14 protein-coding genes are annotated in these 14927 nt (G+C 72.5%); 9 read left to right on the forward strand and 5 right to left on the reverse strand.

Features of this window, described 5'->3' with window-relative positions; translation table 11 throughout:
* Window positions 1–20: 20 nt before the first annotated feature.
* Window positions 21–947 (forward strand): AraC family transcriptional regulator, encoded by a 927-nt coding sequence (locus ACSBPG_RS03335; RefSeq protein WP_435535685.1) that lies wholly within the window; start codon window positions 21–23, stop codon window positions 945–947.
* A gap of 159 nt (window positions 948–1106) precedes the next feature.
* Here ACSBPG_RS03335 and ACSBPG_RS03340 read toward each other — a convergent pair whose 3' ends face one another.
* Genes ACSBPG_RS03340 through uraD form a run of 3 tightly spaced genes read right to left on the reverse strand, consistent with a single transcriptional unit; the run spans window position 1107 to window position 4068 of the window.
* Complete coding sequence (locus ACSBPG_RS03340) at window positions 1107–2333, reverse strand: M20/M25/M40 family metallo-hydrolase (protein WP_435535686.1); 1227 nt, start codon at window positions 2331–2333, stop codon at window positions 1107–1109.
* A complete protein-coding gene (locus ACSBPG_RS03345) occupies window positions 2330–3568 on the reverse strand; it encodes an allantoate amidohydrolase (RefSeq protein ID WP_435535687.1) in 1239 nt (412 codons plus the stop codon). Before ACSBPG_RS03345 ends, ACSBPG_RS03340 begins: the two co-directional genes overlap by 4 nt.
* Window positions 3565–4068 carry a 2-oxo-4-hydroxy-4-carboxy-5-ureidoimidazoline decarboxylase gene (gene uraD / locus ACSBPG_RS03350; RefSeq protein ID WP_435535688.1) on the reverse strand — a complete coding sequence of 168 codons (504 nt, stop codon included), beginning with the start codon at window positions 4066–4068 and terminating at the stop codon, window positions 3565–3567. Before uraD ends, ACSBPG_RS03345 begins: the two co-directional genes overlap by 4 nt.
* A 255-nt stretch (window positions 4069–4323) precedes the next feature.
* Here uraD and ACSBPG_RS03355 point away from each other — a divergent pair, with 255 nt between their 5' ends.
* From ACSBPG_RS03355 to ACSBPG_RS03365, 3 genes are all read left to right on the forward strand, one after another.
* A complete protein-coding gene (locus ACSBPG_RS03355) occupies window positions 4324–5529 on the forward strand; it encodes a urate hydroxylase PuuD (protein WP_435535689.1) in 1206 nt (401 codons plus the stop codon).
* Window positions 5530–5542: 13 nt separating this feature from the next.
* Window positions 5543–6865 carry a guanine deaminase gene (gene guaD, locus ACSBPG_RS03360; RefSeq protein ID WP_435535690.1) on the forward strand — a complete coding sequence of 441 codons (1323 nt, stop codon included), beginning with the start codon at window positions 5543–5545 and terminating at the stop codon, window positions 6863–6865.
* 67 nt (window positions 6866–6932) lie between these two features.
* Complete coding sequence (locus ACSBPG_RS03365; RefSeq protein WP_435535691.1) at window positions 6933–7784, forward strand: IclR family transcriptional regulator domain-containing protein; 852 nt, start codon at window positions 6933–6935, stop codon at window positions 7782–7784.
* A gap of 29 nt (window positions 7785–7813) precedes the next feature.
* Here ACSBPG_RS03365 and ACSBPG_RS03370 read toward each other — a convergent pair whose 3' ends face one another.
* A complete protein-coding gene (locus ACSBPG_RS03370) occupies window positions 7814–7984 on the reverse strand; it encodes a hypothetical protein (protein WP_435535692.1) in 171 nt (56 codons plus the stop codon).
* A gap of 308 nt (window positions 7985–8292) precedes the next feature.
* Complete coding sequence (locus ACSBPG_RS03375) at window positions 8293–8517, reverse strand: hypothetical protein (RefSeq protein WP_435535693.1); 225 nt, start codon at window positions 8515–8517, stop codon at window positions 8293–8295.
* A gap of 274 nt (window positions 8518–8791) precedes the next feature.
* On the opposite strand from ACSBPG_RS03375, the gene gcl reads away from it, so the two are divergent.
* From gcl to ACSBPG_RS03400, 5 genes are all read left to right on the forward strand, one after another.
* Window positions 8792–10561: a glyoxylate carboligase gene (gene gcl, locus ACSBPG_RS03380; RefSeq protein ID WP_435535694.1), complete on the forward strand. Its 1770-nt coding sequence runs from the start codon at window positions 8792–8794 to the stop codon at window positions 10559–10561.
* Window positions 10562–10704: 143 nt separating this feature from the next.
* Entirely contained in the window at window positions 10705–11499 is a 795-nt protein-coding gene (gene hyi, locus ACSBPG_RS03385) for a hydroxypyruvate isomerase (RefSeq protein WP_435535695.1), read from the forward strand.
* A gap of 28 nt (window positions 11500–11527) precedes the next feature.
* On the forward strand, window positions 11528–12430 hold the full coding sequence (gene glxR, locus ACSBPG_RS03390; RefSeq protein ID WP_435535696.1) for a 2-hydroxy-3-oxopropionate reductase: 903 nt from the start codon (window positions 11528–11530) through the stop codon (window positions 12428–12430).
* A gap of 193 nt (window positions 12431–12623) precedes the next feature.
* The gene (locus ACSBPG_RS03395) at window positions 12624–13892 is read left to right on the forward strand and encodes a glycerate kinase type-2 family protein (protein ID WP_435535697.1); all 1269 of its coding nucleotides are present in this window, start codon (window positions 12624–12626) and stop codon (window positions 13890–13892) included.
* A 95-nt stretch (window positions 13893–13987) separates the two neighbouring features.
* Window positions 13988–14908, forward strand: coding sequence for a LysR family transcriptional regulator (locus ACSBPG_RS03400; RefSeq protein ID WP_435535698.1), 921 nt, complete (start codon window positions 13988–13990; stop codon window positions 14906–14908).
* Window positions 14909–14927: the final 19 nt, after the last annotated feature.

The raw sequence follows: 14927 nt of genomic DNA on the forward strand, positions 1-14927 counted from the left end.
GCAATCGTCCGAGGCGCGTGATGGATCCCCTGTCCGAGGTGCTCGCCCTCCTGAAGCCGCGCAGCTACATCACCGCAGGGTTCGATGCCGGCGGCGCGTGGGCCCTGACCCTGGACGACCTCGCCGGCCGCATCAAATGCTACGCGGTCATCAGGGGCACGTGCTGGCTGTCCCTCGACGGCGACGACGTGCCGGTCCGGCTGGACGAGGGCGACTGCTTCGTTCTTCCCAGTGGCCGTTCCGTCCGCATCGCCAGCGATCTGACCGTGCGGGCGCAGCGTGCGAGCGAGGTGCTGGCGCCGAACCGGAGCGGTGAGATCGTCGTCTTCAATGGTGGAGGCGATGTCTTTCTCGTCGGCAGCCGCTTCGAAGTGAATGGACGCCATGCCGAAGTGCTGCTGCGGACCCTCCCGCCGCTCATTCGGGTGGAGACGTCGGGTGATCAGGCGAAGCTGAGATGGTCCATCGCGCTCATGATGGAGGAATTGCGCGAGGCGCAGCCGGGATCGTCGCTGGTTGCGCAGCATCTCTCCCACATGATGCTGGTGCAGGCGCTCCGCCTCCATCTTGCGCAGCGGCCCGCCGACGAAGTCGGGTGGTTCGCGGCCCTGGCCGATCCGCACATGAGCGCGGCGATCGCGGCGATGCACGAGGATCCGTCATTTGCGTGGACGTTGCCGGAGCTGGCGCGCCGGGCCGGCATGTCGCGCTCGACCTTTGCCCAGCGGTTCCGCGACAAGGTCGGCGAGACGCCGATCGGCTATCTCACGCGGTGGCGGATGATGCTCGCCGGCGAGCGGCTGATCCACGGCGGCGACACGATCGCGCGCGTCGCCATGTCCCTGGGCTATACGTCCGAACACGCCTTCAACACGGCGTTCAGGCGCACCATGGGCTGCTCGCCACGGCGCTACGCCCGGGACCGTCGACATCCGGCCGATCCCTGAGGCGGCACGCCGGTGTGGCGCAGCGCCCGGTCCGCGCGCCCCGTTTGCCCCCACCCCGACCCTCACCCGCTTCGCAGGGGGGTGCCTATCCTCGCCCTCCCCTGCGAAGCGGGGGAGGGAAGGGTGGGGGCGAACCCGACCCGGCCGCCGCCGCCGTGCTCAGGCCCGCAGCAGGTCGCGCAGGGTGAGCGCCACCACCTCGGTGGCCTTGAAGAGGTCGGACAGCGGCAGCCGCTCGTCGGCGCGGTGGGCGTTGGCCTCCTCGATGCTGCGGGGACCGGCGCCGTAGAGGGCGATCGGCACGCCGGCGGCGGCGTAGTGGCGGGCGTCGGTGTAGAGCGGCACTCCGGTCGCCGCCACCGGCTCGCCCATCACCGCCTCGGCGTGGCGGCACAGCAGCGCCGCCAGGCGGTCGGTGGCCGCCGTCGGCTTGAGCGGTTCGGCCAGCAGGATGCGGCGCACGCGGACCTGCGCCCGCGGGAAGGCGGCCGCGGCGGTCTCCAGCACGTTCCGCAGTTCCGCCTCGACGGCCGCCCCGTTCTCCTCCGGGATCATCCGCCGGTCGAGGCGGAAGGTGATGCGGTCGGGCACCACGTTGGTGTTGATGCCGCCCTGGATCAGCCCGACCGTGAGCTGCGGCGAGCCGATGCCGGGGATCGCCGAGACGGTGGCGGCGTAGCCCTGGCGGTGGGCGTAGAGGGCGCCCAGCAGGTGGGTGGCCGCCTCCAGCGCGTCGACGCCGGTGGCGGGCAGGGCGGCGTGGGCGGACTTGCCCGCGACCTCCACCTCCAGGTGCAGGCAGCCGTTGTGGGCGGTGACGACGGCATAGCTGAAGCCGGCGGCGATGGCGCAGTCGGGCCGGGTGATCCCCTGTTCCAGCAGCCAGCGCGGGCCGATCTCGCCGCCCGCCTCCTCGTCGTAGGTGAGGTGCAGCTCGACGGTCCCGGCGAGCGGCGTCCCGAGCTGCTCCAGGGCCTTGAGCGCGAAGGCGTAGGTGGCGAAGTCGGACTTCGACACGGCGACGCCGCGGCCGTACATCCAGCCGTCGACGATCTCGGCGCCGAAGGGGTCGCGGGTCCAGCCGCGGCCCGGCGGCACCACGTCGCCATGGGCGTTCAGCGCCACCACGGGGCCGTCGCCGAAGCGCCGGCGCACCACCAGGTTGGTGGCGGACACCATGCCGTTGGCCCGCACCAGCTCGGCCGGGACGGGGTGGCGCTCCACCGCGAAGCCCATCTCCTCCAGGAGCGCGGCGGCGCGTTCGGCGTGGGCGGCGCAGTCGCCGGGCGGATTGTCGGAGGGCACCTTGACCAGTTCCGCCAGGAACCGGGTCTGCGCCGCGCGCTGGCTTTCCAGCCAGCGGCCGATGGGGGTCTGTTCGCTCATGGGGTGGAACCGTCGCAAGCCTTGGGATCGAAGTGGCGCAGGAAGTCGAGCAGCACGGCGACCGCCAGCTCGGCGTCCTCGGCGGTGATGGACTCCGCGGGATTGTGGCTGACCCCGCCGCGGCAGCGCACGAACAGCATGCCCACCGGGCACAGCGCCGCCAGCGCCATGGCGTCGTGGCCGGCGCCGCTGACCAGCCGCCGCGGAGCGATGCCGGCGCGGGCCACCGCCGCCTCCAGGGCGGCGATCACCGGCTCGGCGCAGGCGGTGGCGGCGGCGTCGTGGTAGGGCGTCGCCGTGAAGGCGACGCCGCGGCGCGCGGCGATCGTCCGGCAGGTCTCCAGGATCTCCGCCAGGGCGGCCCGGCGCGCGGCGTCGCGCGGCGACCGGACGTCGAGGGTGAAGCGGGCGCCGCCGGGGATGACGTTGACGGCGCCGGGAAGCGCCTCCAGGCGGCCGACGGTGGCGACCAGCTCGGGCTCGGCGCGGCCGCGCGCCTCGACCGCCAGCACCATCTCGGCCGCCGCGGCGAGGGCGTCGCGGCGCAGGGCCATCGGCACGGTGCCGGCGTGGCCGGCCGTCCCGCTCACCGACAGGTTGGCGCGCGAGGCGCCGTTGATGGCGGTGACGACGCCCAGCGGCAGGCCCTCGGCCTCGAGGACCGGCCCCTGCTCGATGTGCAGCTCGACGAAGGCCAGCACCTCGTCGCGGCGGCGGGCGGCCGCCGGCAGGGCGGCGGGGTCGCCGCCGAAGGCGGCCAGCGCGTCGAGCAGGGCGACGCCGTCGCCGTCGCGGGCCGCCGCCAGGGCGTCGAGGTCGAGCGTGCCGGCGACGGCGCTGCTGCTGGTCAGGGTGACGGGGAAGCGCACCCCCTCCTCGTCGCCGAAGCCCAGCACCTCGACGGCGAAGGGCAGGCGCTCGCCGCGCCGGGCGAGTTCGGCGACGGCGGCGACGCCGGCCAGCACGCCGAAATTGCCGTCGTACCTGCCGGCGTTGCGCACCGTGTCGATGTGCGAGCCGATCAGCAGCGCCGGCCCGCCGGGCTCGCGCCCCTCGTAGCGGCCGATCACCGTGCCGGCGGCGTCCATCCGCACGCTCATCCCCGCCTCGTGCATCCACGCCATCAGTTGGTCGGCGGCGGCCCGGTGCTCCGGCGTCAGGTAGAGGCGGGTCAGCGCCCCCGCCTCGGCGGAGAAGGCGGCGAAGGCGTCCAGACGGTCCATCAAGGCGGTCATGGCAGCAGCTCCTTCAGGCGCAGGAGCGCGATCCGCTCCACCTCGGCCAGCGCGGTCGCGAATTCGGCGTCCGGCGTGTCGTCCACCCGGCGCGCGAAGGCGGCCAGGATCTCGTCGCGGCGCCGGCCGCGGACGGCCATGATGAAGGGGAAGCCGAAGCGCGCGGTGTAGGCCGCGTTGAGAGCGGTGAAGCGGGCGAACTCCTCGGGCGAACAGCGGTCGAGGCCGGCGGACGCCTGTTCGGCGGTCGATTCCGCCGTCAGGGCGCCGGCGACGGCGAGGCGGCCGGCGAGATCGGGGTGGGCGCGCAGCACCGCCAGCTGCCGGTCCCGCCCGGCGGCGCGGAACACCGTGCACATGGCCGCGTGGAGGCCGTCGGCCCGGTCGTGCTGCGGGCCGAGGCCGCCGTCCCACACGGCCTGCGCGATCCATGGCGAGTGCTCGAACACGCCGCCGAAGGCGGCGAGGAATCGCTCCCGGTCCATGCTGCTGGGCTTCATTGCGCTCCTCCGCCAGACGGGCGGGTCGTCCGCCTGCGCCCACCATAGCCGAGCCGGGAGGGTTCCACCTTTCCAATCCCTTTGAAACTGTTTTCGGGAGGTGCCCGGGCCCGGCCACCCGCAGGACCGGTCTGTCCCTCCATCTTTCGGAAAACTTTGAAACTGTTCGCGCCGGCGTGCTGCGTCGCAGCGGCAGCCGCCGGGCGCCGGTCCATGGTAGAACCGCGGGATGGCGTTTTCGGGGAGAGGGCGGCAATGGACGCGTTCGTCTGGGACTGGGTCAATTTCATGGTGCGCTGGCTGCACGTCGTCGCCGCCGTCGCGTGGATCGGTTCGTCCTTCTACTTCATCCACCTCGACGCCAGCCTGCAGCGGCGCGACCACCTGCCGGCCGGCACGGCGGGCGAGGCGTGGCAGATTCACGGCGGCGGCTTCTACAACATGGTCAAGTACCTGGTGGCGCCGCCGCACCTGCCGGAGGAGCTGACCTGGTTCAAGTGGGAAGCCTACACCACCTGGCTCAGCGGCTTCGCCCTGATGGTGGTGCTGTACTACCGCGAGGCCGACCTGCTGCTGGTCGACCCGGCGGTGCTGCCGCTGGCGGCGTGGCAGGCCGTGGCGATCTCGCTGGGCGCCCTGGTGCTGGGCTGGATCGTCTACGACCGGCTGTGCAAGTCGCCGCTCGGCGACCACGACGGCCGGCTCGCCGCCGTCGGCTTCCTCTTCCTGGTCGCGGTGGCGTGGGCCATGACGCAGGTCTTCAGCGGGCGCGGCGCCCTGCTCCAGGTCGGCGCGCTGGTCGGCACCATGATGGCGGCCAACGTCGCCATGGTCATCATCCCCAACCAGCGCAAGACGGTGGCGGCGATGCTGCGCGGCGAGACGCCCGACCCGATGCTGGGCAAGAAGGCCAAGCAGCGCTCGCTCCACAACAATTACCTGACCCTGCCGGTCGTCTTCCTGATGCTGTCGAACCACTACCCCCTGGCCTTCGCCACCCGCTACAACTGGGTGATCGTCGCCGTGGTGCTGGTGGTGGGGGCGTCGATCCGCCACTTCTTCAACAGCCGTCACGCCGGCAAGCCGACGCCGTGGTGGACCTGGGGCGTCGCCGTCGCCGGCATGCTGGTCGCCGCCTGGCTCGGCAGCTTCGGCCCCAACCGGCCGGTGACGGCCGCAGCCGCGGCGGCGGCGCCGGTCCGGTTCGCCGCGGTGGAGGAGATCGTCCTGTCGCGCTGCAGCATGTGCCACGCCGAGGCCCCGGTGTGGGAGGGCATTCCCGCCCCGCCGCGCGGCGTCGTGCTCGACACGCCCGAGGCGATCCGCCGCCACGCCGGCCCCATCGGCATCCAGGCCGGCCTGTCCGCCGCCATGCCGCCGGCCAACATCACCGGCATCACCGACGACGAGCGCCGCACCCTCGCCCTGTGGGCCGCCGACCCCGCCGCCGCCGCTGACTGACGGAGACGACATCATGGCCGACCCCGCCGTCCACGCCCTGCGCGGGCGCCTGCTCAGCTTCACCGCGGCGCCCGCCGGCCCGGGGGACGCCGCCAGCCACCGCTTCGTCGAGGACGGCATGGTCCTGGTGGAGGGCGGCCGCATCGCCGCCGTCGGGCCGGCGGCCGAGCTGGCGGCGCGGCTGCCGGCGGGGGCGGCGGTCGACCACCACCCGGACGGGCTGATCGTCCCCGGCTTCATCGACACCCACATCCACTTCCCGCAGACCCAGGTGATCGCCTCCTACGGGGCGCAGCTCCTCGACTGGCTGGCCACCTACACCTTCCCCGAGGAGCAGAAGTACGCCGATCCGGCGCACGCCGCGGCCAACGCCCGTTTCTTCGTCGACGAGCTGCTGCGCAACGGCACGACCACCGCGGTCGCCTACGGCTCGGTCCACCCGCAGTCGGTGGAGGCGCTGTTCACCGAGGCCGAGGCGCGCGGCATGGGGCTGGTCGCCGGCAAGGTGATGATGGACCGCAACGCCCCGGCGGCGCTCACCGACACCGCCGAAACCGGCTACACCGAGAGCCGGGCGCTGATCGAGCGCTGGCACGGCCGCGGCCGCCAGCGCTACGCGGTGACGCCCCGATTCGCCATCACCTCCACGGCGGCGCAGCTCGAGGCGGCGGGGACGCTGCTGAAGGAGTTCCCCGGCGTCTACCTGCAATCCCACCTGTCGGAAAACACCGACGAGATCGCCGCGGTGCGCGCCCTGTTCCCCGCCGCCGCCAGCTACACCGACGTCTACGACCGCTTCGGCCTGCTGGGACCCCGCTCCCTGTTCGGCCACTGCATCCACCTCGACGAGGCGGAGCTGCGGCGGCTGTCGGAGAGCGGCTCGGTCGCGGTGTTCTGCCCGACCTCCAACCTCTTCATCGGCAGCGGCCTGTTCGACCTGGAGCGGACGCTGCGGGCCGAGCGGCCGGTGCGGGTGGCGCTGGCCACCGACGTCGGCGGCGGCACCAGCTATTCCATGCTGCGCACCGCCGCCGAGGCCTACAAGGTGCTGCAGATGCGGGGCCAGAACCTGCCGGCGCTGGCCGCCTTCGACCGGATGACCCGCGGCAACGCCGCGGCGCTCGGCCTGGAGGACGAGATCGGCCGGCTGGAGCCCGGCCGCTGGGCCGACCTGGTGGTGCTCGACAGCCGCGCCACCCCCGCCATGGCCCACCGCATGGAGACCGTCCGCGGCGACCTGGAGGAGGAGCTGTTCGTGCTGATGACCCTGGGCGACGACCGGGCGGTCCGCGCCACCTACCTGCAGGGCCGCCGGGTGCATCGGCGGGACGCCTGATTCCGCTCGCCACGCCGCGCGAAATTGTGGAAACTCATCCGTATCGTGGAAGCGGCGGGGACGGATGATGGCGAAGGCGAGAGCGGTGGAGGCGGCGCGCACCCGCGTCAGGGTCGCGGACAAGGGCAACGCGGCCGACAAGGCGGGGCAGGTGCAATCCCTGCAGCGGGCGCTGTCGATCCTGCAGACCCTGGCCCACAGCCACGACGGCCTGACCCTGACCGAGCTGTCGCAGACGGTCGGGCTGGCGCCCTCCACCAGCCACCGGCTGCTCACCACCCTGCAGCAGCAGCAGTTCGCCCGCTTCGACCCGATCGGCAACGTCTGGCAGGTCGGGGTGGGGGCCTTCACCGTCGGCAACGCCTTCGTGCGCACCCGCGACGTGGCGCTGATGGCGCGCCCGCTGATGCGCGGCCTGATGGAGGAGAGCGGCGAGACCGTGAACCTCTACGTCGAGGATGGCGGCGAGGCGATGTGCCTGACGCAGATCGAGTGCCGCCAGCTCATGCGCGCCATCGCCCGGCCGGGCGGCCGGGTGAAGATGCACTGTTCGTCGGTCGGCAAGGCGATCCTCGCCTGGCTGCCCGACCGCGACGTCTCCAAGGTGCTGGAACGCCACGGCCTGCCCACCTTCACCGCGCACACCATCGCCACGCCGCGGGGGCTGCGCGACGACCTCGCCCGCATCCGCGCCCGCGGCTACGCGGTCGACGACGAGGAGCACGCCGTCGGCATGCGCTGCGTCGCGGCACCCATCTTCGACGAGCACGGGCGCCCGGCGGCGGCGCTCTCCGTGTCCGGCCCGGCGGCGCGCATCGACGACGCGCGCCTCGCCGTCCTCGGCTCGCTGGTGGTCGCCGCGGCCGGCGCGGCGACCCGCGAGCTGGGCGGGCTGTCGGCGACGCGGGAGGCGTCCTGACGCGCTCCTCCCGCGGGTGCCGCCGGCCGTCAATTCACCGCGACGTTCCCCAGCGGGGTGAAGGTCGGCGGTTCGGTGGTGCCGGGCACGGAGAAGCTGGCTCCGCCGGTCACGGACTCCAGCGCCTCGTCGGAGAGGGGCTGGGGCGCGTCGGCCGGGTGGACGGTCTCCGAGAGGTCGGTCGGTGTCTTCGGGGTCATCGTGACGATCCTCCGTCGGAATGGTGGATGGCCGGCGTGAAGGGCGGTGCCGGCGGCTGGCCGGGTCGCCGCTGGTCCGGGTCCGGTCCGCCGCCGCGCCGGGCGGCAGGAGGCCGCGGACCGCCCTCGTCGAGAACGCGCGGACAACCGGCACCTGTCAAGCCGGCGGCGCCTGTCAAGCCGACAGCGAAACGACCGCCGGAGGATCGCCGTGGGAGTCCCGTTCCCCACCATCGGGGAGAGGGCTGACGGAATCGGGCGCGATGCCTCCGAGACGGCCGTGCCGCCGGCGGTGGCACGGCGCGGGCTCAGCCCGACGTGACGACCTTCCACGCGACGGCCAGGGGCGTACCGGGCGCGGTCACCGGCTTCTGAAAGACGGGGACCGGCGTTTCCTGACCGCCGTTCACGAACGTGATCGTGTACGTGGTGGCCCCGCCGGCGGCCGCGTCCAGCTCCTCTTCGCCGAGCGGCGTGGCCTGACCCTCGTCCGGAAGCGGGCTGGCGTCGTCCGGTGCGTTCGTCGTGCTCATGGATGCTCCTGTGGCTCGCGTCGATGGCCGCAGTGTAGCAGGTCGGGCCGTGGTGCACTTGGCCCACCGTCTCGATTTCTGTGCAGCGCGTCCCGCCCGCCGCCCCGCTCGCCGCTGCCTTGCTTCCGATTTGTGACGACTGGGCAACCCGTTGTCGTAGAACGGTAAAAAGGCCGATTTCCATATCCTGAAAAGCCTTCCACGACCCATTGCGCGACCCTCCCCGGCGGGCCTAGCGTGTCGTTCGGACATCGAACAAGGGGAGGGACCAGCGATGCCTAAGATGACCGCGATCGATGCGGCGGTTCACGTCCTGGAGAAGGAAGGCGTCTCGGTCTGCTTCGGCGTTCCCGGCGCGGCGATCAACCCGTTCTACGCCGCCCTTCAGCGCAACGGGCGGATCGGCCACGTGCTGGGCCGCCACGTCGAGGGCGCCTCGCACATGGCCGAGGGCTACACCCGCGCCAAGGCCGGCAACATCGGCGTGTGCGTCGGCACCTCCGGCCCGGCCGGCACCGACATGATCACCGGCCTCTATTCGGCCATCGCCGATTCCATCCCGATCCTGTGCATCACCGGCCAGGCGCCGCGCGCCCGCCTGCACAAGGAGGACTTCCAGGCCATCAACATCGCCGACATCGCCAAGCCGGTGACCAAGATGGCGGTGACGGTGCTGGAGCCGGCGCAGGTGCCCTACACCTTCCAGCAGGCCTTCCACCTCATGCGCTCGGGCCGGCCGGGGCCGGTGCTGATCGACCTGCCGCTCGACGTGCAGATGGCGGAGATCGAGTTCGATCCCGACACCTACGAGCCGCTGCCCGCCTACAAGCCGGCCGCCACCCGCGCCCAGGTGGAGAAGGCGCTGGCCATGCTGAACGAATCCGAGCGGCCGCTGATCGTCGCCGGCGGCGGCATCATCAACGCCGACGCCAGCGACCGCCTGGTGGCCTTCGCCGAGCTGGTCGGCGTGCCGGTGATCCCCACCCTGATGGGCTGGGGCGCCATCGCCGACGACCATCCGCTGATGGCCGGCATGGTCGGCCTGCAGACGGCGCACCGCTACGGCAACGCGACGATGCTGGAGGCCGACTTCGTGCTCGGCGTCGGCAACCGCTGGGCCAACCGCCACACCGGCTCGGTGCCGGTCTACACCAAGGGCCGCACGTTCGTGCATGTCGACATCGAGCCGACCCAGATCGGCCGGGTGTTCATGCCCGACTTCGGCATCGTCTCCGACGCCGGCGCGGCGCTCGACCTGTTCATCGCCGTGGCCGGGGAGTGGAAGGCGGCGGGCCGGCTCAAGGACCGCTCCGCCTGGGTGGCCGCCTGCCAGAAGCGCAAGCGGACCCTGCACCGCCGCACCGACTTCGACAACACGCCGATCAAGCCGCAGCGCGTCTACCAGGAGATGAACCGCGCCTTCGGCCGCGACACCCGCTACGTCTCGACCATCGGCCTGTCGCAGATCGCCGGCGCCCAGTTCCTCCACGTCTACCAGCCGCGGCACTGGATCAACTGCGGCCAGGCCGGCCCGCTGGGCTGGACCCTGCCGGCGGCGCTCGGCGTGCGGGTGGCCGATCCCGACTGCAACATCGTCGCCCTGTCCGGCGACTACGACTTCCAGTTCCTGATCGAGGAGCTGGCGGTGGGCGCCCAGCACAACCTGCCCTACGTGCACGTGCTGGTGAACAACTCCTACCTCGGCCTGATCCGGCAGGCGCAGCGCGCCTTCCAGATGGACTTCCAGGTGCAGCTCTCGTTCGAGAACATCAACGCCCCGGAGGTCAACGGCTATGGCGTCGACCACGTCAAGGTGGCCGAGGGGCTGGGCTGCAAGGCGATCCGCGTCACCGATCCCGACGACCTCGGCGCCGCCTTCGCCAAGGCCCAGGCCTGGACCAAGGAGTTCAAGGTGCCGGTGGTGGTGGAGGTGATCCTGGAGCGGGTGACCAACATCGCCATGGGCACGGAGATCGACAACATCACCGAGTTCGAGGAAACCCTCGACATCACCGATCCGCAGCCGGAGCCGGTGCTGGTCTAGAGCGGGATCACTCCAGGTGGAATCACCTGGAGTGTGAATCCCGCTCTAAAGTCAAATGTTTAGAGCAAGATTCACGCTTTTGGCCGGATCGGCCAAAAGCGATCTTGCTCTAAGCGCTCGGTCCTTTCAGGGAGAACGATTCGATGGTGAAGTTCGCAGCCAACCTGTCGATGCTCTACACCGACATCGACTTTCTCGACCGCTTCGACGCGGCGGCCAAGGACGGCTTCACGGGCGTGGAGTACCTGTTCCCCTACGCCTTCGCCAAGGACGCCCTGGTCGAGCGCCTGCAGCGCAACAAGCTGACCCAGGTGCTGCACAACCTGCCGGCCGGCGACTGGGACAAGGGCGAGCGCGGCATCGCCTGCCTGCCCGACCGCGTCGGCGAGTTCCAGGACGGCGTCGGCCGCGCCATCGAGTACGCCACGGCGCTGGGCTGCACGCAGGTGAACTGCCTCGCCGGCAAGACGCCGGAGGGGGCGGGCGACGCGGCGGCCCGGACCTTCGTCGACAACCTGACGTTCGCCGCGGCGAAGCTCAAGGAGGCCGGCATCCGGCTGCTGATGGAGCCGATCAACACCCGCGACATCCCGGGCTTCCACCTCACCACCACCGCCCAGGCGGAGCGGGTGCTGGAGGCGGTCGGCTCCGACAACCTCTTCATCCAGTACGACGTCTACCACATGCAGATCATGGAGGGCGATCTCATCCCCACCATGAAGCGCCTGCTGCCGAGGATCGCCCACATCCAGATCGCCGACAACCCCGGCCGCAACGAGCCGGGCACGGGCGAGATCAACTATCCCAACGTCTTCGCGGCGATCGACGCGATGGGCTACGAGGGCTGGATCGGCGCGGAGTACAAGCCCGCCGCCGGCACCTCCGCGGGGCTGGGCTGGTTCGCCCCCTACCGCGCCAAGAGCACCGTCGCCGCCTGACCAATCAAGACATGCGAGGAGAGACGCTATGAAGGTGGGTTTCATCGGGCTGGGCATCATGGGCCGCCCCATGGCCGTGCATCTCATCAACGCCGGCCACACCCTGTTCCTCTACGACATCGCCCCGGTCGCCAAGGAGCTGACCGACGCCGGCGGCACCGCCTGCGCCAGCGCCGCCGAGGCGGCGCGCCAGGCCGAGGTCGTCATCACCATGGTGCCCGACACGCCCCACGTCGAGGCGGCGCTGTTCGGCGAGAACGGCGTGGCGGCCGGCCTGTCGGCGGGCAAGATCGTCGTCGACATGTCCTCGATCTCGCCCATCGCCACCAAGGAGTTCGCCAGGAAGATCAACGATCTCGGCTGCGATTACCTGGACGCCCCGGTGTCGGGCGGCGAGGTCGGCGCCAAGGCGGCGTCGCTGACGATCATGGTCGGCGGGCCGGAATCGGCGTTCGCCACGGTGAAGCCGCTGTTCGAGCTGATGGGCAAGAACATCACCCTGGTCGGCGGCAACGGCGACGGCCAGACCACCAAGGTCGCCAACCAGATCATCGTCGCGCTGAACATCGAGGCGGTGGCCGAGGCGCTGCTGTTCGCCTCCAAGGCCGGCGCCGACCCGGCCAAGGTGCGCCAGGCGCTGATGGGCGGCTTCGCCAACTCGCGCGTGCTGGAGGTGCACGGCGAGCGCATGGTGAAGCGCACCTTCAACCCCGGCTTCCGCATCGAGCTGCACCAGAAGGACCTCAACCTGGCCCTGACCGGGGCGCGGGCGCTCGGCCTGAGCCTGCCCAACACGGCGACCGCGCAGGAGCTGTTCAACGCCTGCGTCGCCAACGGCGGCAGCGCCTGGGACCACTCCGCCATGGTGCGCGCCCTGGAGCTGATGGCCAACCACGAGGTCGCCCAGCCCGAGGCGGTGGCGGCGGAGTGAGGTGAGCGACGACCCCTCCCCCGGCACCGCCGGGGGAGGGTGGCGCCGAAGGCGCCGGGTGGGGGCAAGGTCTTTCGGGGATGTCGGTGCTGGCGCTGCGCTGGCTGGGGCATCGGCTCGCCCCGTGATACCGTGCCCCCACCCTGACCCTCCCCCGGCGGTGCCGGGGGAGGGAACGACTTAGGAGACACCCATGCAGGACCCTCGGCAGCTTCTTCGGGCGATGTTCACGGCGGCGGTGGAGGCCGCCCTGCCGGCGGTCTGCGTGCCGCCGCACCTGCCGAAGCCGCCGCGGGGCCGCACCGTCGTGGTCGGCGCCGGCAAGGCCGCGGCCTCCATGGCGAAGGCGGTGGAGGACCACTGGCCGGGCGAGCTGTCCGGGCTGGTGGTGACACGCTACGGCCACGCCGTGCCGACCGAACGGATCGCCGTCGTCGAGGCCTCCCACCCCGTGCCCGACGCCGCCGGCGAGGATGCCGCGCGCCGCATCCTCGACCTCGTGTCCGGTCTCGGCGCCGACGACCTGGTGCTGTGCCTGATCTCCGGCGGCGGCTCGGCGCTGCTGGCGGCGCCGGCGCCGGGGTTGACGGTGGCGGACAAGCAGGCGGTGGCCAAGGCGCTGCTGCGCTCGGGCGCCGACATCACCGAGATGAACTGCGTGCGCAAGCACCTGTCGGCCGTCAAGGGCGGCCGGCTCGCCATGGCGGCCCATCCGGCGCGGGTCGTCTCGCTGGTGATCTCCGACGTGCCGGGCGACGACCTCTCGGTGATCGCCTCGGGCCCGACGGTGGCCGATCCCACCAGCTTCGCCGACGCCCGCGCGGTGATCGCCAAGTACGGCATCGACCTGCCGCCCGCCGTGCGCGCCCATCTGGAGCGCGGCGAGGGCGAGACGCCGAAGCCCGGCGACCCGCGGCTGGCCGGGGTCGAGAACGTGCTGGTCGCCACCCCGCAGGCGTCGCTGGAGGCCGCCGCCGCCGTGGCGCGGGCGGCCGGCGTGGCGCCGCTCATCCTCGGCGATTCCCTCGAGGGCGAGGCCCGCGAGGTCGCCAAGGTGCACGCCGCCATCGCCCGCCACGCCGCCCGCACCGGCCAGCCGGCGCGGCCGCCCTGCGCCATCCTGTCCGGCGGCGAGACCACGGTGACGGTGCGCGGCACCGGCCGCGGCGGCCGCAACGTGGAGTTCCTGCTGGGCCTCGCCGTGGCGCTCGACGGGGCGCCCGGGATCTGGGCGCTGGCCGCCGACACCGACGGCATCGACGGCACCGAGGACAACGCCGGCGCGCTGCTCGCCCCCGACACCCTGGCCCGCGCCGCCGCCGCCGGCGTCATGGCCAAGGAGCGGCTGGCCGACAACGACGGCTACGGCTTCTTCGGCGCCCTCGACGATCTGCTGGTGAGTGGGCCGACCCTGACGAACGTCAACGATTTCCGGGCGATGCTGGTGATGCCGCCGGGCTGACGCAGGCCCGCGTTGCCGGGCGCCGCGGAGGCGGGTAGGGTCGCCGCCGGCCGCGCCGGTCGGCGGCCGGCCTGCCAGACCCGGAGAGCGAAGCCGTGCGGGAGCGTCTGTTCGACATCGACGGGGGCCTGCTGCTGACCCTCGACGCCCTGCTGAAGGACCGGAACGTCACCCACGCGGCGGCCCGCCTCGGCATCACCCAGCCGGCCCTGTCGGGGCGGCTGACCCGGCTGCGCCAGCTCTTCGAGGACCCGCTGTTCATTCCCGCCGCCTCCGGGCGCGGCGTGGTGCCGACGCCGCACGCCTGCGCCCTGCAGCCGGAGCTGGCCAAGCTGATCGAGCGCCTGCGGGAGTTCGCCCACCTCGCGCGGACCTTCGACCCGGCGGCGAGCGAGCGCGTGTTCCGCATCGCCGCGACCGACAACCCCGCGGCCATCCTGGCGCCGGACCTGGTGCCCGCGGTCCAGGCCGAGGCGCCCCACGTCCGCCTGGCGTTCGTCCTGCCCGCCGCGGGGCGGGTGGCGGAGCAGCTCGAGCAGGGCGACGCCGACCTCTTCGTCGGCGGGGCCGAGGACGCCGCCGGGGGGCTGGTCGGCCGCGTCCTGTTCGACGAGGAGTTCGTGACGGCGCAGCGCCGCGGCCACCCCCGGGGCACCGGCCCCTTCACCCTGGATGCGTTCTGCGCCATGGACCACCTGCTGGTGTCGACCGCCGGCGGCCGTTTCGCGGGCCAGGTCGACGAGGCCCTGGCCGCCCTGGGGCGCCGGCGCCGGGTGGCGGTGTCGATCCAGAGCTACGCCCTGGCGCCGCTGGTGCTCGCCAACAGCGAGTGCGTCTGCACCCTGCCGCGGCGCTTCCTGCAGCGCTTCACCGACGTGCTCGACCTCTTCGCCCCGCCCCTGCCGCTGCCGAGCGTCCAGTTGAGCGCCTTCTGGCACGAGCGGATGAGCGGCGACGCCGGCCACGCCTGGTTGCGCGAGCGGCTCCTCGCGGTGGTGCAGGCCCACGGCCGGTGAGCCCGGGCGGCGCCCCGGC

Origin of the sequence: Azospirillum sp. ST 5-10 (assembly GCF_051225715.1) — a bacterium.
GTDB lineage: Bacteria > Pseudomonadota > Alphaproteobacteria > Azospirillales > Azospirillaceae > Azospirillum.